The sequence below is a fragment of the Rhizobium sp. 'Codium 1' genome, from assembly GCF_020889605.1.
Classification (GTDB): Bacteria; Pseudomonadota; Alphaproteobacteria; order Rhizobiales; family Rhizobiaceae; genus Allorhizobium; species Allorhizobium algae.
This window is the reverse complement of sequence record NZ_JAJGPW010000009.1, coordinates 1-21675: the sequence shown is the minus strand read 5'-3', so window position 1 is coordinate 21675 and position 21675 is coordinate 1. Positions and strand designations below refer to the sequence as shown.

The 21675-nt window shown below is 61.2% G+C and carries 21 protein-coding genes; 11 read left to right on the top strand and 10 right to left on the bottom strand.

Annotated elements, in window-relative coordinates; all coding sequences use genetic code 11:
- Positions 1–122: 122 nt before the first annotated feature.
- A complete protein-coding gene (locus LJE98_RS18660) occupies positions 123–1712 on the top strand; it encodes a Do family serine endopeptidase (protein WP_420710178.1) in 1590 nt (529 codons plus the stop codon).
- 3 nt (positions 1713–1715) lie between these two features.
- On the opposite strand, the gene LJE98_RS18655 is transcribed toward LJE98_RS18660, so the two are convergent.
- From LJE98_RS18655 to serB, 3 genes are read right to left on the bottom strand one after another with little or no spacing between them, the layout of a single operon-like run.
- Positions 1716–4091 carry a putative bifunctional diguanylate cyclase/phosphodiesterase gene (locus LJE98_RS18655; protein WP_229576777.1) on the bottom strand — a complete coding sequence of 792 codons (2376 nt, stop codon included), beginning with the start codon at positions 4089–4091 and terminating at the stop codon, positions 1716–1718.
- 23 nt (positions 4092–4114) lie between these two features.
- Entirely contained in the window at positions 4115–4702 is a 588-nt protein-coding gene (locus tag LJE98_RS18650; protein ID WP_229576776.1) for a GNAT family N-acetyltransferase, read from the bottom strand.
- Positions 4703–4712: 10 nt separating this feature from the next.
- Complete coding sequence (serB, locus tag LJE98_RS18645) at positions 4713–5603, bottom strand: phosphoserine phosphatase SerB (RefSeq protein WP_229576775.1); 891 nt, start codon at positions 5601–5603, stop codon at positions 4713–4715.
- Here serB and miaA point away from each other — a divergent pair.
- Entirely contained in the window at positions 5602–6516 is a 915-nt protein-coding gene (miaA, locus tag LJE98_RS18640; RefSeq protein WP_229576774.1) for a tRNA (adenosine(37)-N6)-dimethylallyltransferase MiaA, read from the top strand. The two genes, serB and miaA, sit on opposite strands and share 2 nt — an antisense overlap.
- Before the next feature lie 6 nt (positions 6517–6522).
- Here miaA and LJE98_RS18635 read toward each other — a convergent pair whose 3' ends face one another.
- Positions 6523–8676, bottom strand: coding sequence for an ATP-binding protein (locus tag LJE98_RS18635; protein ID WP_229576773.1), 2154 nt, complete (start codon positions 8674–8676; stop codon positions 6523–6525).
- A 345-nt stretch (positions 8677–9021) separates the two neighbouring features.
- On the opposite strand from LJE98_RS18635, the gene LJE98_RS18630 reads away from it, so the two are divergent.
- Entirely contained in the window at positions 9022–10800 is a 1779-nt protein-coding gene (locus tag LJE98_RS18630; RefSeq protein WP_229576772.1) for an acetolactate synthase 3 large subunit, read from the top strand.
- A gap of 17 nt (positions 10801–10817) precedes the next feature.
- Entirely contained in the window at positions 10818–11390 is a 573-nt protein-coding gene (gene ilvN / locus LJE98_RS18625; RefSeq protein WP_076398065.1) for an acetolactate synthase small subunit, read from the top strand.
- Between the two features lie 58 nt (positions 11391–11448).
- Here the strand turns inward: ilvN and LJE98_RS20200 are convergent, their stop codons facing one another.
- Together LJE98_RS20200 and LJE98_RS18615 are read right to left on the bottom strand one after the other, a co-directional pair.
- Positions 11449–11985: a metalloregulator ArsR/SmtB family transcription factor gene (locus LJE98_RS20200; RefSeq protein WP_267499127.1), complete on the bottom strand. Its 537-nt coding sequence runs from the start codon at positions 11983–11985 to the stop codon at positions 11449–11451.
- 162 nt (positions 11986–12147) lie between these two features.
- Positions 12148–12993, bottom strand: a complete 846-nt coding sequence (locus tag LJE98_RS18615; RefSeq protein WP_229576771.1) for an aldo/keto reductase — start codon at positions 12991–12993, stop codon at positions 12148–12150.
- Positions 12994–13166: 173 nt separating this feature from the next.
- Between LJE98_RS18615 and LJE98_RS18610 the strand changes: the two genes are divergently transcribed.
- The 5 genes from LJE98_RS18610 to LJE98_RS18590 all read left to right on the top strand — a co-directional run bounded on the left by LJE98_RS18610 (position 13167) and on the right by LJE98_RS18590 (position 16623).
- Complete coding sequence (locus tag LJE98_RS18610) at positions 13167–13760, top strand: LysE family translocator (RefSeq protein ID WP_229576770.1); 594 nt, start codon at positions 13167–13169, stop codon at positions 13758–13760.
- A 9-nt stretch (positions 13761–13769) separates the two neighbouring features.
- Positions 13770–14402 carry a nitrile hydratase subunit alpha gene (nthA, locus tag LJE98_RS18605; protein WP_229576769.1) on the top strand — a complete coding sequence of 211 codons (633 nt, stop codon included), beginning with the start codon at positions 13770–13772 and terminating at the stop codon, positions 14400–14402.
- A complete protein-coding gene (gene nthB, locus LJE98_RS18600; protein ID WP_229576768.1) occupies positions 14399–15058 on the top strand; it encodes a nitrile hydratase subunit beta in 660 nt (219 codons plus the stop codon). The genes nthA and nthB overlap by 4 nt, the downstream gene beginning before the upstream one ends.
- On the top strand, positions 15045–15419 hold the full coding sequence (locus tag LJE98_RS18595; protein ID WP_229576767.1) for a nitrile hydratase accessory protein: 375 nt from the start codon (positions 15045–15047) through the stop codon (positions 15417–15419). Before nthB ends, LJE98_RS18595 begins: the two co-directional genes overlap by 14 nt.
- A gap of 73 nt (positions 15420–15492) precedes the next feature.
- A complete protein-coding gene (locus LJE98_RS18590; protein WP_229576766.1) occupies positions 15493–16623 on the top strand; it encodes an ATP-dependent DNA helicase in 1131 nt (376 codons plus the stop codon).
- 16 nt (positions 16624–16639) lie between these two features.
- Here LJE98_RS18590 and LJE98_RS18585 read toward each other — a convergent pair whose 3' ends face one another.
- The 3 genes from LJE98_RS18585 to LJE98_RS18575 form a co-directional block, all read right to left on the bottom strand.
- On the bottom strand, positions 16640–17149 hold the full coding sequence (locus tag LJE98_RS18585; protein ID WP_229576765.1) for a DUF4405 domain-containing protein: 510 nt from the start codon (positions 17147–17149) through the stop codon (positions 16640–16642).
- Between the two features lie 110 nt (positions 17150–17259).
- Complete coding sequence (locus LJE98_RS18580; protein WP_229576764.1) at positions 17260–17949, bottom strand: MerR family transcriptional regulator; 690 nt, start codon at positions 17947–17949, stop codon at positions 17260–17262.
- Between the two features lie 177 nt (positions 17950–18126).
- Positions 18127–19071 (bottom strand): hypothetical protein, encoded by a 945-nt coding sequence (locus LJE98_RS18575; RefSeq protein WP_229576763.1) that lies wholly within the window; start codon positions 19069–19071, stop codon positions 18127–18129.
- A 249-nt stretch (positions 19072–19320) separates the two neighbouring features.
- On the opposite strand from LJE98_RS18575, the gene LJE98_RS18570 reads away from it, so the two are divergent.
- A complete protein-coding gene (locus tag LJE98_RS18570; protein ID WP_229576762.1) occupies positions 19321–20073 on the top strand; it encodes a pyridoxine 5'-phosphate synthase in 753 nt (250 codons plus the stop codon).
- A gap of 18 nt (positions 20074–20091) precedes the next feature.
- On the opposite strand, the gene LJE98_RS18565 is transcribed toward LJE98_RS18570, so the two are convergent.
- A complete protein-coding gene (locus LJE98_RS18565) occupies positions 20092–20805 on the bottom strand; it encodes an aspartate/glutamate racemase family protein (RefSeq protein WP_229576761.1) in 714 nt (237 codons plus the stop codon).
- A gap of 164 nt (positions 20806–20969) precedes the next feature.
- Between LJE98_RS18565 and LJE98_RS18560 the strand changes: the two genes are divergently transcribed.
- Positions 20970–21434 (top strand): Lrp/AsnC family transcriptional regulator, encoded by a 465-nt coding sequence (locus tag LJE98_RS18560; protein WP_229576760.1) that lies wholly within the window; start codon positions 20970–20972, stop codon positions 21432–21434.
- The last annotated feature ends 241 nt before the right edge of the window (positions 21435–21675 follow it).

Genomic DNA, 21675 nt, shown 5'->3' with positions numbered 1-21675 from the left:
TCTGGTCGCAAGCAGCGGATAGAGCTATTCCGGGAATTGTGATTTTCCCTCCGCCCAAACCGACTTATGTTCAGCAAAAGCCCAGACAATCAGTGAGGAAGCCGATGATGAAACCTGCCCGCATGTCGCGAACGATCTTGTCGGCATTCCTCATGGGTACGGCGCTTGCCGTCTCCCCCGTCATCGCTCAGCAGCCTGCACAGGCGCAGGGGCCCGAATCGGTGGCCGATCTCGCCAGCGGCCTGCTTGGAGCCGTCGTCAACATTTCGACCTCGCAGAGTGTCGCCGAGGAAGGCGATGGTCCCCTGCCGCAGGTGCCGGACGGTTCTCCGTTCCAGGAGTTGTTCGAGGATTTCTACAAGAATCGCGAAAGCGGCCCGAGCAATAACAGGGTGAATTCGCTCGGCTCCGGTTTCGTCATCGATCCGACAGGCTTCATCGTCACGAACAACCACGTCATCGAGAACGCCGACGACATTGAAGTCATCTTCTCGGACGGCTCGAAATTGAAGGCCAAGCTGATCGGCACGGACACCAAGACCGATCTTTCCGTGCTCAAGGTCGAGCCGCCGCAGCCGCTCACCTCGGTCAAGTTCGGTGATTCCCGCAAGATGCGGATCGGTGACTGGGTCATGGCGATCGGCAACCCGTTCGGTCTCGGCGGCTCGGTCACCGTCGGCATCATTTCGGCCAGCGGCCGCAACATCAATGCCGGCCCCTACGACAACTTCATTCAGACGGATGCGGCGATCAACAAGGGTAATTCCGGCGGCCCGTTGTTCAACATGAGCGGTGAGGTGATCGGGATCAACACCGCGATCATCTCGCCGAGCGGTGGTTCGATCGGCATCGGATTTGCCGTCCCAACAGAGCTTGCGCAGAACATCGTCAATCAGCTGATCGAATTCGGCGAGACGCGCCGTGGCTGGCTCGGTGTGCGCATTCAGCCCGTGTCCGACGAAGTTGCGGAAAGCATGAAGATCGGTCGCGCGCGGGGCGCCCTGATCAGCGGGATCGTCGAAGGCGGACCCGTTGCCACAGGCCCGATCCAGGTCGGAGATATCATCACCAGCTTCGATGGCCGGCCGATCTCCGAGACACGCGATCTGACCCGCATCGTGGCGGAAAGCCCGATCGGGGAGCCGCTCGACGTGGTGATCCTCAGAGATGGCAAGGAGCAGACGGTGAAGGTGACTCTCGGTCGTCTGGAAAACGATGAGGTTGCCAGCGACGAGACGGAGGCGGAAACGACTCAGGAGCCGAACGAAGAGGAGACCGCACCCGACGGTGATGGACAGGAGGATCCGGCAACGCCTCCGACCGATCAGCCGATGCCGGAAGATCCGGCTCCGGATGCCGAGGAAGGCGCAGGCGAGACGATTGCACCTCAGGACGAGGCAAGCGCACCGGTGACCGAAGGCCTGATCGGGGTCGAACTGTCCAACCTCGATGATGCCAAGCGCGTCAGCTTCTCGATCGCCGAGGGTGTCGAGGGGGTACTGATCACGCGCGTGCTTCCGGGTTCCAAAGCTGAAGGCAAGGGACTGAAGGTCGGCGAGGTCATTGTCGAGGTGGCACAGGAATTCATGAAGACGCCGAAGCAGGTCGCCGAGAAGCTGACCAGCATCAAGGGCGAGGGGCGCCGCAGCGGCTATCTGATGATCGCCGACAAGGACGGCAACCTGCGTCTCGTTGCTGTTCCCCTGGAATAGACGTCACGCATAGAGGCGCTCTACGGCACTGCCGTTTTCGCGGAGATAATCCTCGAACCGGTCGACCGGCATCGGTCGACCGACGAGGTAGCCCTGGATTTCGCCGCATCCGAGCTGCCGCAGCATATCGAACTGGGCACTGGTCTCTATCCCTTCTGCCGCGACGCTCATGCGCAGATCGCGCGCGAGATTGATGATTGCTTCAACGATCGCGCGGCTGTCCTGATTGGTTTCGAGATCTGAGATAAACGACTGATCAATCTTCAGCTTGTCGAAGTGATAGCGACGCAGGTAGCTCAAGGAGGAGAAGCCCGTTCCGAAGTCGTCGAGGGCAATTCTAAGCCCGAGACGGGAGAGCGCTGCAAGCGTTTCTTCCACGCCGGAGCTCATGTCCATCAGAAGACTTTCCGTCACTTCGAGTTCGAGCCGATTGACCGGAAGGCCGCTCTGTCTCAGCGCCGACTCAACCAGTGGCAAGAGGCCCGGACTGAGAAACTGCCGCGATGACAGATTGACGGCGATGCGGATATGGGCGGGCCAGTTGACTGCGTCCTTGCAGGCCTGGCGCAGCACAAAGCTGCCGATGGCGCCGATCTGGCCGGTCTCTTCCGCAATGGGGATGAACTCGCCAGGGCTGATCGCTCCCAGCGTCGGATGGCTCCAACGGACGAGAGCTTCGGCGCAGACGATCTGCCGGCTCTGGGCATCGACGAGTGGCTGGTAGTTGATATCAAGCGTTCCTTCAGCGATCGCCAGCGCCAGTTCGCGTTCGATCAGGCTGCGGCGGCGGGCGGCGGCGTCCAGGGAACTGTCGAAGAACCGATAGCGGTTTCTCCCGTCGGCCTTTGCCCGGTAGAGCGCAAGATCGGCACTACGCATCAACTGGTCGGGATCGATGCCGTCGATCGGCGCACAGGCGATGCCGATACTGACGCCGATATGTGCCGAGCCGGACCGCAGGGTAATGGGTTTCTGGAGGGTATTGATGATCCTTGCGGCGAGGCTTGCTGCGCTTTGTGGATCGTCTCCCGACAGGTGCAATATGGCAAATTCGTCGCCGCCGATGCGGGCGAGCGTGTCTGCATCGCCGCAGAGCTGGCTCAAAATGCTCGAGACGACCCGCAGAAGTTCGTCGCCGCCAGCATGTCCAAGGTTGTCGTTGATCTGCTTGAAGCGGTCGAGATCGAGAACGAGGACGGAAAAAGCGTCGCCGAGACGATCGTAGCGAGAGACGGCGCGGGCGAAATCCTCGGCCAACATGACCCGGTTGCCAACCTCCGTCAGGGGGTCGTGGCGGGCCATGTGCTCGATGCGCAGACGGCTCTCCCGGCTGGCGGTCACATCACGCCCGACGCCGCGATACCCCTTGAAATTGCCATGCTCATCCAGAATGGCCTTGGCAGTCAGTGACCAGATCGCCAGCTCGCCGCCCAGTTCCACGCAGATGTCCTGGTCGCGAAACGACTGGCGTTTTTCCAGGCAGGCCTCAAAATTCTGCCGGCAGTCTAATCCGTCTATGCCGACGGTTGAGAATGGCATGATGTTGATCAGTGGCTTGCCGACCACCATGCCCTCGGGCACCTGGAGCTGCTCATAGAAGCGGATCGATGCCCGCTCCATGTTCATGCCCTGGTCGACGCCCCAGAGCCAGTCAGCGGCATTTTCTTCGAAATCATTCAGGAGAAGGTTGATCACATCACGCTGTTCGTCGGCGGCAAGCTTTGCGCGGACACGTTCGGTGAGACTGTTGCAGACCGCCAGTGAGGAACGGATGATGATGGCGGCAAATACCAGATAGAGAACAAAGAGGTAGGCCCCGACGATCGAAGGATCGCGCGAGAGCGCGATGGCGGCGCCTACGGCTACCGTGCTGCAGAAGACGAGAGAGGCCGGTGGCACCGTCGCCAGCGCAAAACCGCCTCCGCCGGCCATGCCGACCGTCAGCGCGATCAGCACCATTCTCTGCGTTTCATCGGCCGTGTGATAGGCCACGACGTCGAGCATTGCCCAAAGGCCGCTCAAGAGAAATGCGTAGATGACGGCACGGCTCGTCCCGCGGATGCTCGCCCGCTCTCGCGGCCCTCGTTTGCGGTTCCGCAACCAAGTATAGCTGGTGTAGACGGCGACTGCGAGAATGAGGCTGCAGACAACGAAAACCGATGTCGATGACGGGCTATCCTTGAACGCAAATAGTGTCAGAAGCGCATTGCAGAGATTGGCGACCATCATCCACGGAGTCGTGGCCGCCATGACGGATAACCGGATTGCCCGGATACGCGATGCTTCGTCGGCTGTCTGCCCACTCTCCCCGAGGCGCAGGAAGCGGTCGACCATGTCTGCAACGGAAGCCGCTATACGCGCCGGGACTGTTTTCTCCATGCGCGATATTTAGCATCTACTTTTTAAGTCTGAGTAAATTGGTCGTTTCGTTTTTTTCGTATCTTGAGAGTTCTCGCGGTGGTCCGATACAATACGTGTCGTTTCAAATGAGGATGTGTATCCGGCACCTTGGGGTGGTCGAAGTCTCTGTCCCCATAATGCTCCATACCAAGGCGCCGCATCACGGCGATCGATCGGTCATTGTTCTGGACTGCGAAGGCGTAGATTTCGGCGAGCCCCAAGGCGGTCAGCCCATGCTCGACAAGTCTTTCCGCGGCTTCGGTGACATAACCCTTTCCCCAGAACCGCGTGGCAAGACGCCAGCCGATTTCAACGGATCCCTCCGGCAGGATGCCGGGCAAGTCGACGGGAGTCAGGCCGCAGAAGCCCATGGCTTCGTCGGTGTCGCGATCGGCGAGGGCGTAGAAGCCTAGCCCGGTCCCGGTGATCATGTCGCGATTGCGGTTGAACAGCAGGTCGCATTCGGCATGGCTGCGACGAAACGGAAAGAAGGCCATGACCTTCTCGTCCCGATTGATTTCACGAAACAGATCACGGTCTTCGTCCCGCCAATTGCGAAGAACGACCCGCTCTGTTTCGACAATGATCATGGAAGGTCGGTTACCCCGGGACGAAATCGGTCTTGCGATAACCCTGGAGGTAGAGGAGGGCGGTGAGGTCGCCGTGATCGATTCGGATACGGGCTTCCGCGGCAACGGCGGGTTTGGCATGCAATGCGACGCCCGATCCCGCAATGCCGAGCATGCCGAGATCATTGGCGCCGTCGCCGACGGCAATCGTGTCTTCAGGGGAAATACCGAGCCTACGGGCGATGTCGAGCAGCGCATCCACCTTGGCCTGTCTGCCGAGGATCGGTTCCGCGACCGCCCCCGTCAGAAAGCCGTCACTCTCGATGAGAATGTTGGCGCGGTTTTCATCGAAGCCGAGCGTGGCGCCGATCCTGTTGGTAAACACGGTAAAACCGCCCGAGACGAGTGCGGTATACCCACCCCTGGCCTTCATCGTGGCGATCAGTTCGCGGCCACCTGGCGTCAGGGTGATGCGTTTTTCAATCACCTCGTCGACCACTGTAATCGGCAAGCCCTTGAGCAGCGCCACCCGCTCGCGAAGGGCTGGTTCGAATGCGATCTCCCCGTTCATGGCGCGTGCGGTGATTTCCGACACCTTTTCCTTCAACCCGACTTCGGCTGCCAGTTCGTCGATGCATTCCTGGCCAATCATGGTCGAATCCATATCGGCAATCAGGAAGGATTTGCGGCGGGTTTCGGCGTCCTGCACGGCGATATCCACGGGCTGGCCTGCAATGACCTCACGCAATCGGCGCTCCGCATCGACCGCGTCCGTGCCGTCCGGGATCGGGATGTCGCAGGCAATGCCGTCGGCAAGCCAGTAGAGCCGCGTCGATGCGACCGCATCTGCTGCCCTCTCGGCGAGCGCCGGGGTCAGAACAGGGTTTGACGGATTGGCGACAAGCGTGGCAACCAAGGCCATGATGGAAGATCCTAGCAAGAACTCAGACGCGATCCTGATAACCGGGCCGACCGCCAGCGGCAAGTCCGTGCTCGCGCTCGATTTTGCCCGACGCCATGGCGGCATCGTGATCAATGCCGACAGCATGCAGGTTTACGACACGCTGCGGGTGGTGACCGCCCGGCCGAGCGCGCAGGAGATGGACGGGGTTCCGCACGAACTCTACGGCCATGTGCCCGCATCGCGCAGCTACTCCACCGGGGACTGGCTGAGGGAGATGGAACAACTCCTGCGACAGCTGAAGGAGGAGGGGCGTCTGCCGGTCATCGTCGGCGGGACGGGGCTCTACTTCAAGGCGCTGACGGGAGGACTTTCGGACATGCCGCCCGTGCCGGATGCGCTGCGGAGTGAAATACGGCGCAGGTTGGAGGTGGAAGGGGCCGCGGTTCTGCATGCAGAACTGGGCAGACTGGACCCGACGGCAGCGCAAAGGCTCAACGCCAGTGATGGCCAGCGGATCGTCAGAGCCCTGGAAGTGTTTCGCGCGACGGGACGCTCCATTACCGAGTTCCAGAAGCGCTCCGGGCCGATGCTGATCGACCCGGAGAGGTCGCTGAAACTTGTCGTCCTGCCCGACAGAGCCCTGCTCCACGATCGGATCAACCGGCGTTTTGCGATGATGATGGAGGAGGGGGCCGTCGAGGAGGTAAAGACGTTGCTTGCGCTTGATCTTGCGGCCGAAATGCCGGCCCTGAAAGCAATCGGCGTGTCGCAGATTGCCGATATGGTGGCGGGACGGATCAGCCGCGCAGAGGCGACCGATCGAGCCTCTGCGGCGACGCGGCAATATGCCAAGCGGCAGATGACCTGGTTCCGCAACCAGATGGATGAAAGCTGGCAGCGCATCGACCCGGTTACATTCCGGATCGGCTGAGTCCTTTCAATCGCGCTTGTAGAGGCTCGACAGCGGCTTCTTCAGAATGCTTTCCCGAAGCGAGGAGCTGCCCTCGCGGCGCAGTGGTTGCGAGGCGAAGGTCGCGGGTGCCGGCTCCGTCGCGTATGCGGGGGCAGGGGCAGGCATTTCGGTGCGCGGGCGGATGCGCTCTTCCATGCCGGCACGGGGAGGCATGTCGGCACGGGGAAGCATGTCGGGACGATAAGGCTCGATCGGTGGCGTTTCCGACGATGGCAATGTGTGTCGCTGGATCGGAGGATCATAGGCCGGGCGCGTGACAGGTGGCGGCGGCGCGAGCGGCATGCTGGTCGCCATGGGTCGAGGAGCCTGAGGCGGAGCGAGGGGCTGGCTCATGCTGCCGAAACCTTCGTCATCATCTTCGAACTCCTCATCGTCGTAGATGCCCTCTGGCGCAAGCGGAATGTCAACGCGGCCAAGGCCATTGTCGAAGCTCTGCTGAAAAGCCGAAATGTCGGGGCCGGCAATGGCGCGCATACGACCGACGATGTTGCGAAGATCGACCGTATCCGGTGTCTCCTCCGTGTTTTTCGCGGTGACGCCGTTCGCCTTGGGCAATGCCGATTCGTCGACGCGCGTGAAGCGCATGCGCATGGGAACGGCGATCGCCTCGCCAAAGGCGATGGCTTCACCATTGCCGATGGACGAGATGAAGCTGGTGGTCGAAATGGAACTGTCGGGGATCGCCGAGCGGATGATCTCCTGGTCGCGGTCGTTGGCGAGGCGCATGGCAAAGAGCGTCGAGCACTGCGAAAGGATGGTCTGGTCGAGCTCTCCGGGGCGCTGGGTGATCACACCGAGCGACACGCCGTATTTGCGGCCTTCCTTGGCAATGCGGGCGATGGCCTGACGGGTCGGGAAGAAGCCGAGATTGGGGTCGGCCGGGACGTAGCGGTGAGCTTCCTCGCAGACGACAAGCATATGGATCGCACCGTTTGACCACAGCGCAAGTTCGAAGGCCATGCGGCAAAGGACCGAGGCAACGGAGTTGACGACTTCGGAGGGAATCCCGGCCAGTTGGAAGGTCGAGACCGGGCGATCGTCTCCCGGGATGCGGAAGATGTGCGCGATCGTCTCCATGATCGTGTCGCTGATCGTGTTGTTGGAGAACATGAAGTGATAGCGCGGGTCGTTGACCGCGGACATGATGCGCATCTTGAGTGACCGCAGGAAGGGCTTTTCACCGCGCCCCTCGAGCCGGCCGATGCGCTCGTCGATGAGCGCCATGAGGTCGGCGATGCGGTAGGGGACGGGCGTGTCTGCTGTCATCGAGCTCTTGTCGGCCATGCGGCGCATCAGGGCGCTCTCATTGCCGCGGAAGGCACGTTTTGCTTCGGGCATCAAATCGCGAAGAATATCGAGTTCCTCCGCCACCGGCGGTCGACCACGGAAGAGGACCTCCGCGAATTCGTCCAGGCGCATCAGCCAGAAGGGCAGGTCGAGCGTATCGGTGTCGATGACGACAGCGAGATCCGGGAAGGCGGCGGCAAATTCGTTGTGAGGGTCGAGGATCAGGACGCGGAGCTTTGGGTCGCTCTCGATCGCCTTGCGCAAGAGAAGCGAAACGGCTGTCGATTTGCCGACGCCGGTCGACCCGACCACGGCAAAATGCTTCGACAGCATCGAGGGGATGTGGATGGTCGCGTCGATCGTCTCGTCCTGGGTCAGTTTTCCGATGACGGCCGTGTCGTTGAGGCGGGTGTCGTAGATGCGCAAGAGGTCGGCCGCACGAATGCGATGCGCGATGGCGCCGAGATAGGGATAGCGCGAAATGCCGCTGGAGAAGGTCTCCTTCCCGTCCTCCTGGACATAGACCTCGCCCATGAGCTCGACCTCGATCAGGAACTGGTTGTCGGCGCCTTCGCCCCAGTCCTTGCCTTCGGTCTGCATCGAATAGGCCAGTGCCACGACGCGGTTCTTGCCGACAGTGATGGAGATCAGACGGCCGACGGACCAGAGTTCTGTGAGATCGGTGCCGCCTTCCGCAGCGACGGCGGAAATGGTCGCGCGCGAGCCATTGCAGGCGACGACGCGCCCCAACATTCGATTGCCTGGCCGCATACCATCGCGGCGCTCCTGGTCTCCGGCGTCGCCGGACTTGTGAAGATCATCGTTCAACAAGCGCGCATTCTCCCTGCTGGCGCAAGCTTAGGACTGAGCGCTTAAAATATGGTGTATTTCGTTAAAGCGGCCGCGAAGATTGAAGGCTTCGGCGCAACAAACTTTCGCGAGCCGTCAGCAAAAGTTACGAAAGATGCGTTGACGCTGGGCTGCTTTCTGGCTAACACTTCGCTCCATGAAAAACTCGGTTGCACTTATCGTGGTGGGACGGCGCATGGGCAGGATGGTGTAACCATCCGGCGATAGCCACCCATGCGCTAGATGACAGGCTCCTCAAGGGGCCTTTTTTTATGCCCTGAACCGGGTTATCAGCCCAAAAACCAAGAAGGCAGATGGAAACACAGCATGACGGGTAAAGACAATCAGATGACTGGCGCCGAGATCGTCCTGCGCGCGCTGAAAGATAACGGTGTCGAGCACATCTTCGGCTATCCCGGCGGGGCCGTGCTTCCGATCTATGACGAGATCTTCCAGCAGGACGAAATCCAGCACATCCTGGTTCGTCACGAGCAGGGCGCCGGCCATGCGGCGGAAGGCTATGCGCGTTCGACCGGCAAGGTCGGCGTCATGCTGGTCACATCCGGTCCCGGCGCTACCAATGCCGTCACCCCGTTGCAGGACGCGCTGATGGACAGCGTCCCTCTGGTCTGCATCTCCGGTCAGGTTCCGACCTCGCTGATCGGCTCGGATGCGTTTCAGGAATGCGATACCGTTGGTATCACGCGTCCCTGCACCAAGCACAACTGGCTGGTCAAGGACGTCAACCAGCTGGCCAGCGTGATCCATGAGGCCTTCCGTATCGCCCAGACCGGTCGTCCTGGCCCGGTTCTCGTCGATGTGCCCAAGGACATCCAGTTCGCCACCGGCACCTATACCCCACCGGATTCGCACAAGGCCTTGAAGAGTTACCAGCCGAAGGTCACCGGTGACGCACGCGCAATCCAGGCCGCCGTCGAACTGATGGCTACGGCCCGCCGGCCGGTGATCTATTCGGGCGGGGGTGTCGTCAATTCCGGCCCGGAAGCCACCAAGCTGCTGCGCGAACTCGTTTCGCTCACCGATTTCCCGATCACCTCGACGCTGATGGGCCTCGGTTGCTATCCGGCCTCGGGCAAGAACTGGCTTGGCATGCTCGGCATGCACGGTTCCTACGAAGCCAACATGGCCATGCATGATTGCGACGTCATGGTCTGCATCGGTGCGCGCTTCGACGACCGCATCACCGGGCGCCTGAATGCGTTTTCGCCGGATTCGAAGAAGATCCACATCGATATCGATCCGTCGTCGATCAACAAGAATGTCCGCGTCGACGTGCCGATCACCGGCGATGTCGGCCGGGTTCTGGAAGACATGGTTCGCGCATGGCGGGCTCTGCCGAAGAAGCCCGAGGCTTCCCAGACGGCCGATTGGAATACGAGCATTGCCAAGTGGCGGGCCCGCAATTCCTTCGCCTACACGCCGTCCAAGGATGTCATCATGCCGCAATATGCGTTGCAGCGGCTCTATGAGCTGTCCAAGCATCGCGATACCTACATCACGACCGAAGTCGGCCAGCACCAGATGTGGGCGGCCCAGTATATCGGCTTCGAGCAGCCGAACCGCTGGATGACCTCGGGCGGTCTCGGCACCATGGGCTACGGCCTGCCGGCTGCCATCGGCGTGCAGGTCGCGCATCCCGATGCGCTGGTCATCGATGTCGCGGGCGACGCCTCGATCCAGATGTGCATCCAGGAAATGTCCTGCGCCATCCAGTACGAGCTGCCGGTCAAGGTGTTCATCCTGAACAACCAGTATATGGGCATGGTGCGCCAGTGGCAGCAGCTGCTGCATGGCAACCGACTGTCGAACTCCTACACGGAAGCCATGCCGGATTTCGTCAAGCTGGCGGAAGCCTATGGTGGGGTCGGTATCCGCTGCGAGAAGCCTGGAGATCTCGATGGTGCCATCCAGGAAATGATCGACGTCAAGAAGCCCGTCATCTTCGATTGCCGCGTCGCCAATCTCGCCAACTGCTTCCCGATGATCCCGTCGGGCAAGGCGCATAACGAGATGCTGCTGCCGGACGAGGCGACCGACGAAGCCGTTGCCAATGCCATCGATGCCAAGGGCCGTCAGCTCGTCTGACCGGGAGGAACAGAACCATGAACGCACATCTTCAGCCGACCGGTTCGGCCTATTTCATCGCCAAGGAAACGTCCGCCATCGAGAGCCATACGCTCTCGGTGCTGGTCGACAATGAGCCGGGCGTTCTCGCCCGCGTCATCGGCCTGTTTTCCGGCCGTGGTTACAATATCGAGAGCCTGACCGTTTCCGAGACCGAGCATGAGGCGCATCTGTCGCGCATCACCATCGTCACGCGCGGCACGCCCGGTGTGCTCGAACAAATCAAGGCGCAGCTCGAGCGGATTGTACCCGTACACCGGGTGCTGGACCTGACGGTCAGGGCGCGCGAACTCGGCCAGGAACGGCCAATCGAGCGCGAAGTGGCGCTGGTGAAGGTCGTCTCGACCGGCGAGATGCGGGCCGAAACGTTGCGCCTGGCCGATGCCTTCCAGGCCAAGGTGGTCGACGCGACCGTCGACCACTTCATCTTCGAGATCACCGGCAAGTCGTCGAAGATCGACCAGTTCGTCTCGATCATGAAGCCGCTCGGCCTCAACGAGATCTGCCGCACCGGGATCGCCGCGATGAACCGTGGTCCACAGGGCATGTAAGGACTTCGAGATTTCCCGAAATAACAAAAGGGCGGCCTTTCGGTCGCCCTTTCTGTTTTCAGTTCATGCCGAGCAGGTCGAGAAGGCCCATCTGCTGTGGTGCCGGAGGCAGATCGGCGTCCGCCTTTTTCGGCTTTTCCTTGGCGGGTTTCTCGGTCTTCTGAGCCTTCGAGGCTTTGCCAGGCTGCTGGGCGGATACTTCGGACTCTGCCGGGTCGGCCTTTTTCTTCGAGGGCTTTTTGACCTTCGTAGCCGTGCCCTCCCTAGCCGCTGCCTCGGCTTCTTCGCCCGCGACTTCGGTCGCCGTCAACATCGCTGCCAGCGCATGCCGCAGGGCCGCAGATTTCAGGCTGTAGTGGATGTATTGCCCCTTCTTCTCGCCTTCGATCAGCTCGGCATTTTCCAGGATCGAGAGGTGCTGGGAGATCGAGGGCTTGGCCATATCGAAACGGGCTGCGATCTCGCCAGCGGTCAGGGTCGCTTGGGAGAGGTGTAGCAGCATCATGCGGCGAGGATCGGAAGCGAGGGCATGGAAGACGCGGGACGAGGTCTTGTCCATCGCCGGGTGCAGGTCGGTCTTGCCGCGTTTCGCCATGTGGTCCCTCAGCCGTGCGGCTCTGTCTCCGCAATTCTCGAATTAGGCAATCTCCTAATTTCCTGAGGGGCTGGCGTAAAGTGCCGCAAATGCAGGGCCTGTGGATAGATCACGATTTTCCGATGCTGGGGAGAGGATCGGGAGCGCTTGCTCCTCCACCTTTTACAGCATCTCCAGCGGCACTTTGCGCGCCGGCGGTGAGAAGGCGGCATCGAGGCGCGCCCAGTCATCCTCGGATATGTCGAGATCAACAGCCTCGCGATTTTCCTGCAGGCGGCGAGGGCTCGAGGTCTTCGGGATCGGGATCACGCCCTCACGTTCCATCAGGAAGGCGAGGGCGACCTGGGCCGGGGTGGCCTGATAGGCCTTGGCGATGTGGATCAGTTCGGAATTGTCCAGAATCCGCCCTTGCTCGATCGGTGAATAGGCCATGACCGGAATGCCATGCTCCTGGCACCAGGGCAGAAGATCGAATTCGATACCACGGCGGGAGAGATTGTAGAGAACCTGATTGACGCTGCAGTTCTTGCCGTCTGCCACCTCGAGAAGTTCTTCCATGTCACCGATGTCGAAATTGGAAACACCCCAGGCGCGTATGCGGCCAGCGACCTTCAGTTCTTCCATGGCGGCGACCGTGTCGTCGAGCGGGTACTCACCCCGCCAGTGCAGGAGATAGAGGTCGAGATGATCCGTGCCCAGCCGGTCGAGACTGGCGTGGCACGCCTTGATGGTGCCGCTGTAACTCGCGTTCCATGGGAGGACCTTGGAGACGAGGAAGGCGTCCTCGCGCCTGTCCTTCAGCGCCGTGCCGACAATGCGTTCCGCGCCGCCGTCACCATACATTTCGGCGGTGTCGATTACTGTCATTCCGAGATCGAGCGCCAGCCTGATGGTATCAATTTCGACTTTTGCGACGGACTTGTCCTCGCCCATCATCCAGGTGCCGAAGCCGAGGCTCGGGACGTCCTCGCCGCCCGGCAAGGTGACAGTCGGAATGGCGTCGTGCATCGTGCGGTCCTCGCTTGTGTCGTCATCAGGATAACCACACGCATCGGCGCAGCAAGAGTCAAATGACGCAGTGCTCTCCACTGAGGACCCTTCGTGTCACCGTCACAAGATTGCGGATGGTTTGTGAGGATGGGCCAGCTAGGCTCACCTCAAGATCTGGAGGAGAAACATTCATGTCGGTCGATACGCTGCTCGCGCTCGCCCTCTTCGCCTTCGCGACCTCGATCACGCCGGGACCGAACAACATGATGCTGTTCGCCTCGGGGGTGAACTTCGGCTTCCGGCGGACCATTCCCCACATGTTTGGCATCGGTGCCGGCTTTCTCTCGCTGCTGATCGCCGTGGGGCTTGGTCTCGGCGCGCTTCTGTCCGCTTATCCACCGGCCTTTGTCGCGCTTAAGGTCGCAGGTGGGCTCTACCTTCTCTGGATCGCCTGGAAAATCGGCTCGTCACGCTCGATGGGCAAGGGCGAGGCAAAGGCCCGCCCGATGACCTTTCTCGGCGCGGCCGCCTTCCAGTGGGTCAATCCGAAAGCCTGGGTCATGGCGATCACGGCGATGGCGGTCTATCCTGACCCGGAGCAATATGCTCTGACAGTTTCGATCGTCGCGCTGGTTTTTGCCGCGGTCAACGTGCCCAGCGTGTCGACCTGGGCCGGCTTCGGTTCGGCGCTGCGCGAGTGGCTCTCGGTGCCGGTGCGGCTCAAATGGTTCAACATCACCATGGCTTTGCTCCTGGTGCTCAGTCTCTGGCCCATGCTGAAATAGGAAACAATGATGTCCGGCCATCACCACGACCACGACGATCATCATCATGATAACCACTATTCCGACATGCAGGCGCGGGTCAAAGCACTGGAAACCCTTCTGACCGAAAAGGGCCTGATCGATCCTGATGCAATCGACGCAATCGTCGAGACCTACGAGACGAAGGTGGGCCCGAGAAACGGCGCACGCGTTGTTGCCAAAGCCTGGGCCGATCGAAACTTCGCCGAATGGCTGAAGCGGGATGCGACGGCAGCGATCGCGAGCCTCGGCTATACCGGGCGGCAGGGCGAGCACATGCGGGCCGTCTTCAATACGGCCGAGACCCACAATCTCGTCGTCTGCACGCTCTGCTCCTGTTATCCTTGGTCGGTGCTCGGCCTGCCGCCGGTCTGGTACAAGGCGCCGGCCTATCGTTCGCGGGCGGTGATCGATCCGCGTGGCGTGTTGGCCGAGTTCGGGGTGACCTTGCCGGAGACCATGGGCATACGCGTCTGGGATTCGACGGCGGAGTTGCGGTATCTTGTCGTGCCTCAGCGTCCCGCCGACACGGAGGGGCTCGCCGAAGAGGCGCTTGCCAATCTCGTGACGCGGGACTCGATGATCGGCACGGGTCTCGCGCTTTCGCCGGAGGCATTGCGATGAACGGGCCGCATGATCTTGGCGGACAAATGGGCTTCGGTCTCGTCGCGCCTGAAAAGGATGAGCCATACTTTCATGCCGAATGGGAGAAGCGGGCGCTCGGCATCACGCTGTCCTGCGGCGCCTTCGGGGCCTGGACAATCGACGAAAGCCGGCATGCGCGCGAGAACATTCCGCCAGCCAACTATCTGGCGGCCAGCTATTACGAGATCTGGATACGCGGTATCGAGATACTGCTCGAACGGCATGGTTTCGCAACCGGCCAGGAGCTGGCATCCGGTCGGCATCTGGAGCAGGGACACGCGCCGAAACGTGTGTTGAAATCCGAAATGGTCGATGCTGTGCTGGCGCGAGGCGGGCCGTGTGATCGACTCGTGGCGACGGTGCCGAAGTTTGCCATCGGTGACCGGGTGCGGACGAAAAATCTCAACCCGACGGGGCATACCCGCCTTCCGCGCTATGCTCGGGCGAAGGCGGGTGTCGTCGAGGCCGTGCAGGGTGGCTTCGTCTTTCCCGACGACAATGCGCATGGGCGCGGCGAGAACCCGCAATGGGTCTATGCCGTGATCTTTACGGCGGCAGAGATCTGGGGCGAGGGCGCCGATCCGACACTCACCGTCTCCATCGATGCCTGGGAGAGCTATCTTGAGCGCCTGTGAGACCAGCACTGATCTCGTCGCCTCGCCCGGTCTGCCGCGATCACCCGAGGGAGCGCCGGTCTTTGCAGAACCCTGGCATGCACAGGCGTTTGCCATGACCGTGCATCTCCATGCGCGCGGCGTGTTCAACTGGCCGGAATGGGCAGAGAGCCTCTCGGCCGAAGTCCATCGGCCGGAGCGGGCTGTGAATGGCTCCGACTATTTCGATGCCTGGGTTGCCGCTCTTGCCCGTCTTCTTCAGCGCAAGGGGGTGGCGGATACTGAAACGATCGAGGCTTTGCGAAAAAGCTGGCAGCGGGCGGCGGAAGCGACGCCGCATGGGGCGCCGATCGAGCTCGCCAACGATCCGCGCCGGGCGTGATGTCCATGATTTGTTCTGTTTGTCCCGGCTTTTGCCTTGCATCGGGCGTCCGAATCCGCGCATGACCTAGGCCATGCAATTCGCGCCCCAGCAAGACGAGGCCCTCAAGGCCGTTTCAAAATGGCTGAAAGAGGGGAAAACTCCCGTCTTCCGGCTGTTCGGCTATGCCGGCACGGGCAAGACGACGCTTGCCAAACATTTTGCCGAACATGTCGATGGCGACGTGTTGTTTGCCGCATTCACCGGCAAGGCAGCCCAGGTGCTGCGTTCGCGGGGAGCCTCGAACGCAAAGACCATTCATTCGCTGATCTATCGCCCGCGAGGCGAGGAGGCCGTTGAAGACGAGGAGACCGGCAGGACCTCGATCGCCCCGATGTTTTCGATCAACCGTCAGAGCCCTGTCGCCAAGGCGGCGCTGATCGTCATCGATGAATGTTCGATGGTCGACGAGGCGCTCGGCCGCGACCTGATGAGTTTCGGTACGCCGATCCTGGTGCTGGGGGATCCGGGCCAGTTGCCGCCGGTCTCAGGGGGTGGTTTCTTCACCGATCAGGAGCCGGACTACCTGCTGACGGACATCCACCGCCAGGCGCGTGACAATCCGATCATCCAGCTTGCGATGCATATTCGCGAAGGCAAGGAGATCATGCATGGCGATTATGGCACGACGGCGCGGGTGATCTCGAAGAACGAGGTCACACAGGACCTCGTGCTCGGCGCCGACCAGGTGCTGGTCGGCACGAACAAGACGCGGCGGCGCTACAACATGCGCCTGCGGGAATTGAAGGGGTTCACGGTCGATTATCCCCAGGCTGGCGACAAGCTCGTCTGCCTGCGGAACGAGCAGGTCAAGGGTCTGCTCAACGGTTCACTCTGGCAGGTCATGACCTCGTCGCGCGAGACGGTGAAGCCGGGGATCAACCTTTTGATCAAGCCTGAGGACGACGACATGGATCGCGGTGCGGCCAAGATCAAGCTCCTCAAGGCGGCCTTCGAGGACATCGATACCGAAATCCCCTGGTCGACGCGCAAGCGCTATGACGAGTTCGATTACGGCTATGCGCTGACCGTGCACAAGGCTCAGGGGTCGCAGTGGAACGACGTCGTGCTGTTCGACGAGAGCTGGGCCTTTCGCGACACGCGCGAGCGCTGGCTCTATACTGCCGTGACACGTGCAGCGGAGACGCTCACCATCGTCCGGTGAGCGCGCCTTTTTCGCATCATTTCGCCTTCATTGCGGCCAGTGTCGCCATCAGCGCCATCGTGTTCTTGCCGGAGGCCGTGGCAATCTCGGAGAGAGGTGTGGCCGCATCGGCAGCGGTGAAGCCACCTTCCTTCAAGGCTGCGACGACTTCGGCATCGGTCTTTTCGAGGAGCGGCGCCACCTCGGACGGTGTGCCGGCAGCGATGATGCTGACCATAGCCACGGTCGGGTTTGCGCTTGCACCGGCATTGCCGGTCAGGGACGGCCACGCAAAGGCGAGGCCTGCGGCAAGGCTGAGGCCCAGCGCCAGCGCCATCGGCAAACGCTTGAAATAAGCAAGGAACGGACGCCAGTTCTTCCAGACATGCAGCAGGAACGGCGCGACCAGCACCATGCTCAACCATTCATGCATGCCATGAAAGGCGGCTGTGCCGAGATGGAAAAACAGGGCGATGCCTGAGACGAGAGAGACCAGGAAAAGGCCGGTTGTCAGAGGCGTGGCATATCGGGAGAGGAGTGAGGACATTGCGGAAACCCATGCTTGTGGAACGCTGTCCTCATAAGCTCGGGTCCGGCGGAGGTCTCGTTACATCTCCTCCATGTTTTGCATTTGCCAATTCTGCCCTCGGTCTGGCGTCAATTGGCAACAATACCGATCAGCACCGCTTTCGCGACTGCCTGAAACCTGTTGCGGGCTCCGAGCTTTTCGGCCACGCGACGTTCGATCGCCTCTGTTTCGTCTGGCCTGAGTTCGAGGGTGCGCGAAATCCGGATCTGCGAGTAACCCTCCGCCATCAGCTGCAGGCAGCGATGTTCGATCTCATCGAGTTCGGGCCGGTGCCGGTCGACATGGGGTAAGGTGACGCCGCTTTCTTCTTCCGGGGTGAGCAGCATGCTGATTTTCCGCAACTGTCGGTGCAGCGTCGACAGGTTCGCCGCAAGCTCGCGCTGGCGGACCAGCATGGCCTCTTCGAAAAACAGGTTGGCTTCGGTCTTCGAGGTCGCCGTCGCCAGGGTCTCGAACAGGTCCTGGATCAGCGAGATCGGCATGCCGACCTCTCGGCAGGCATTGATCAGCACCATGCGCGACACGTCGCGCTCGCTGTAGACCCGCATGAGGCCCAGCCGGCTCGCCCGGATCAGATCCTTCTCTTCGTAAAAATGCAGGGTTCGGTGCGTAACGCCGAAGAATTCCGCCATGTCGGCGATCGCCACCGGCCCCTTGGGAAGTTCGCGCGCAGTCGCAATATCCGGGAGAATGATCTCTTGTCCTGTCGTGCCGGGCTGTATTGCGATGCTGCGCAGATTGTGTGGTCCGTTCGACATGTATCCCCCATGTTTTGTGTCGACGCGCCTGCTCTTCCTTTGTTCCGCTCGGATCTGTTTTGCCCGTTTCTCCCTCTGCGAGTCACTCGCCTAGGTAAGAGCTAAAGCATATTCGAAAGCAATAAAATGAATTTATATTCGGGTGCGTCACGACGCGTGAACCGCGTGCACGGACCCTCAGGCGTGCTGATTGGCAAGGGCGATCAGCCTTGGAATTTCCGCAAAGATGTCCGTATCGTCGCCGAGGTCGGAACATTGCTGCTGATGCCGCCGAGCCGCGATATAGGCATCGGGTGTGCCTTCGAGTGCGTAGCGGTAGGTGGCGTCGAGGCACTTCATTTCGCGCGTCGAGAGATCGCTTGCGTGGCAAAACTGGTAGATGGGGCCGGGGATCGTCAGGTTGGCGGCGACGAACTGGTTCGCCAGTCTCGCAACATCCAGAATGTCCCCCGGGGCGTCGAGTGTTCGGCCCGTCGCAAGAACTTCGCTGCCGGACTGCCGGTGTCGCAGGCTGAGTGACAGCCCAGAGGCCCCCTCGTCCCTCACCTGCAGAATGAAATGCAAGGAGCGGTCCTGATCATTCCGTTCGTGAAGTTCCGCATCCCATCCGGCGATCGCGACCGCCCAGAGGCGGCCTGTCCAGATCCGAAGAGCATTGACAAAGATCCGGCTCGTGCCATCCCTGGGCCGGAGCGGCGCCAGATACAGACGGGGCAGGCCGTGCCAGCGGGAGGCATCGGTCCCGCGGTCGTCTTCAATCCCGATCGATTGGGCCGTCGCTGCCAGTTCGTAGGTCGGTACGTAACCTCCGAGCGGAATACGAATGCGCAGCGCTTCTTCGCGCCCTTCTTCCGCGTAGAACTGATTGAGCAGGCGTCGCAGCTTGCCAGCCTGGACGCGAACCAATGGATCGGTGCCCGGATCGAAACCTTCGTCGCGGCTGAAGACGTCGATGCCGATCGTATAGCCTTTCAGCTGATGGGCCAGACCCAGCTGCTCCATTTCAACCACGAACTTCAGGAAGGACCTCAGACGCTCGGAGCGCGCGAAGGTGCGGCTGGACAGGACGCTGCCCAATGCCTCTGCCACCTGACGGCTGTCGATCCTTGCATCGGTTGGCATCGTCGCTCCACCTTGTCCAGGCGATCGCCAAGCTGTGGCAGGGGCGCCGGCAGCCATTTGTGCGATCCGTCACAATCGCCCACCTGACTAATGCAAAGCGCGTTTGGGTCAATACCTTAAAAATCCGGGGTTTTTCCGTTTTGGATCCATCAATCGCGGAGATCGGATGATTTGCGATTCTCGTTGGTTTTCCGCCTTGTGATGTCCTAAAGATGCGGGCCTATGAACCTTGGCTCCGGAATCGTGATCATGCCTGCGAAGCTCTCCGTCAATCTCAATGCCATCGCCATGCTGCGCAACCGTCGTGACCTGCCATGGCCGGATGTCGCTGTTCTCGGCCGGATTGCGCTGGGGGCGGGTGCCAGCGGATTGACCGTGCATCCGCGACCCGACCAGAGGCATATCCGGTTCAGCGACCTGCCGGTTCTGCGCTCCCTGATCGACGATGAGTTCCCCCAGGCGGAATTCAATATCGAGGGTTATCCGACCGAGGATTTCCTGGCACTTTGCGAGGCAATCGAGCCGGAACAGGTGACCCTCGTTCCCGATGATCCGGCGCAGGCGACGTCCGACCATGGCTGGGATCTGGTCAAGCACCAGGAATTTCTCAGGGGTGTGGTTGCTCGGTTGCGGTCGAAGGGAATGCGGGTTTCGCTGTTCGTCGATGGCGACGGGATGGCCGAGTCGATGGCGCTGGCGCGGGCGACTGGCGCGGAACGCGTCGAGCTTTACACCGGGCCTTATGGCGGCTGCCACGACAATCCGGAGGAGGCCGCCCGGCAGGTCGAATTGCTCGGCTTGACCGCCGATGCGGCGAAGGCCGAGGGACTTGCCGTCAACGCCGGCCATGACCTCACGGTCGCCAACCTGCCGATGCTTGCCCGGCGGATCCCGCATCTGGCGGAAGTCTCTATCGGCCACGGCCTGACGGCGGATGCACTGGAATACGGCATGGCAGAGACGGTGCGGCGCTTTTGCCGTGCCTGCGGCCAATCGATCTGATTTCGACCGGGCGCCACGTCAGGCGGCGAGGGTGCTCGACGGGTCAGCCAGCGCAAACGCGACCGCTGCATCTGCATGGATCGTTGTCGAATCGAAGCCCGGCAGTGGTAGGTTTTCAGGATCGAGAATGAGGCAGATTTCGGTGCAGCCGAGGATGACACTGTCTGCGCCGTCGGCCTTGGCCTTTTCGACGATGGCGATCAGCTTCTCGCGAGACTGCGGGCGAACTTCGCCGGCGCAGAGTTCGCTGAAGATGATGTCATGGGTCGTTGTACGGCCATCTGCGTCGGGCACCATGACCTCGATGCCATGGCGGCGCATGCGATCGGCGTAAAAGCCGTGTTCCATCGTGTACCGGGTGGCAAGCAGGAGCGGGCGGCTGGCGCCGCGCTGCGCCAATACGCTTGCCGTTTCATCGATGATGTTGATCAGCGGGACGGAGATGCGGGACGCGACGGGTTCGGCGACGAGATGCATCGTGTTGGTGCAGATCAGCACGCAATCAGCCCCTGCGCGTTCCAGGCCCTCTGCCGCACGGGCAAGGCGGTCGGCGGCTGCGTCCCACTTGCCGGCCTTTTGCAGGGTGACGATCTCCTCGAAATTCACGGAATGAAGAATGACTTCCGCGGAGGACAGGCCGCCCAGCCGCGCCCGCACGGCTTCGTTGACCAGGCGATAGTAAACCGCCGAACTTTCGAAACTCATTCCACCGATCAGGCCGATCATCTGCATCACATCGTCTCCTCGAACTTGATGGCCGATGATGCCCGGGGTCGAACGCGCGATGTTTGCAATTTGATGGGAGTGATGCCGTCTTGCCGCTGTGCTGATACGGCGATACAGTTGCTTGGCGCTGAATTTTTGCGCGAGCGTATCAAATGGCGGGATTTGTCAGCGTGATCGACGATAGAGACAGGAAGATTCTCGACATTCTCCAGCGGGATGCGAGCGTGGGCGTCAGCGATATTGCCGACATGGTTTCACTGTCGGTTTCCGCCTGTTCGCGACGGATCCAGAAATTGGAGGAGAGTGGCTATATCGCACGCCGGATCGTGGTTCTGGATCGCGACAAGGCGGGCGTGCCGACCACCGTCTATGCGCTGGTGAAAACCGCCCATCATGCCGATGACTGGATCGAGGAGTTTCGCCGCGCGGTGAGCGATATTCCGGAGATCGTCGAGGCGCATCGGCTGACCGGACACTACGACTATATCTTGAAGGTCGTGCTGCCGCGGGTCGAGCATTACGACGTCGTCTACCGACGTCTGGTCAAGCGGGTGGAGCTGTTCGACGTCTCGGCGTCAATCTCCATGGAGACGCTCAAGCAGGGGCTGGCTGTCCCCGTCGACTATGCTCGGTGACGCATCCTGCAGAGCACGAAAAAAGGCCCCGGGGCCGAAGCCCCGAGGCCCACCACGCACCCTTGGATCAGGAAGCGTTGGAAACCGTGCGGTTGACGAGGGTCACCGACTTGTCGGCATTGACCTTGTAGATCTCGCGGACGTCGCGGCCGTCACCGTTTGCGAATGTGTGGAAGAAGGTCGAACCAACAGGTGCCTTTTCCAGCTGAACAGTGGCGTTGTCATAGGTGATCGAACCCGG

Bases quoted from the DNA above. Each gene is read 5' to 3' on its own strand.
- LJE98_RS18660 (WP_420710178.1), top strand. From the start codon at position 123: ATGTCGCGAACGATCTTGTCGGCATTCCTCATGGGTACGGCGCTTGCC.
- LJE98_RS18655 (WP_229576777.1), bottom strand. From the start codon at position 4,091: ATGGAGAAAACAGTCCCGGCGCGTATAGCGGCTTCCGTTGCAGACATG.
- LJE98_RS18650 (WP_229576776.1), bottom strand. From the start codon at position 4,702: ATGATCATTGTCGAAACAGAGCGGGTCGTTCTTCGCAATTGGCGGGAC.
- miaA (WP_229576774.1), top strand. From the start codon at position 5,602: ATGATGGAAGATCCTAGCAAGAACTCAGACGCGATCCTGATAACCGGG.
- serB (WP_229576775.1), bottom strand. From the start codon at position 5,603: ATGGCCTTGGTTGCCACGCTTGTCGCCAATCCGTCAAACCCTGTTCTG.
- LJE98_RS18630 (WP_229576772.1), top strand. From the start codon at position 9,022: ATGACGGGTAAAGACAATCAGATGACTGGCGCCGAGATCGTCCTGCGC.
- ilvN (WP_076398065.1), top strand. From the start codon at position 10,818: ATGAACGCACATCTTCAGCCGACCGGTTCGGCCTATTTCATCGCCAAG.
- LJE98_RS20200 (WP_267499127.1), bottom strand. From the start codon at position 11,985: ATGGCGAAACGCGGCAAGACCGACCTGCACCCGGCGATGGACAAGACC.
- LJE98_RS18615 (WP_229576771.1), bottom strand. From the start codon at position 12,993: ATGCACGACGCCATTCCGACTGTCACCTTGCCGGGCGGCGAGGACGTC.
- LJE98_RS18610 (WP_229576770.1), top strand. From the start codon at position 13,167: ATGTCGGTCGATACGCTGCTCGCGCTCGCCCTCTTCGCCTTCGCGACC.
- nthA (WP_229576769.1), top strand. From the start codon at position 13,770: ATGTCCGGCCATCACCACGACCACGACGATCATCATCATGATAACCAC.
- nthB (WP_229576768.1), top strand. From the start codon at position 14,399: ATGAACGGGCCGCATGATCTTGGCGGACAAATGGGCTTCGGTCTCGTC.
- LJE98_RS18590 (WP_229576766.1), top strand. From the start codon at position 15,493: ATGCAATTCGCGCCCCAGCAAGACGAGGCCCTCAAGGCCGTTTCAAAA.
- LJE98_RS18585 (WP_229576765.1), bottom strand. From the start codon at position 17,149: ATGTCCTCACTCCTCTCCCGATATGCCACGCCTCTGACAACCGGCCTT.
- LJE98_RS18580 (WP_229576764.1), bottom strand. From the start codon at position 17,949: ATGTCGAACGGACCACACAATCTGCGCAGCATCGCAATACAGCCCGGC.
- LJE98_RS18575 (WP_229576763.1), bottom strand. From the start codon at position 19,071: ATGCCAACCGATGCAAGGATCGACAGCCGTCAGGTGGCAGAGGCATTG.
- LJE98_RS18570 (WP_229576762.1), top strand. From the start codon at position 19,321: ATGCCTGCGAAGCTCTCCGTCAATCTCAATGCCATCGCCATGCTGCGC.
- LJE98_RS18565 (WP_229576761.1), bottom strand. From the start codon at position 20,805: ATGCAGATGATCGGCCTGATCGGTGGAATGAGTTTCGAAAGTTCGGCG.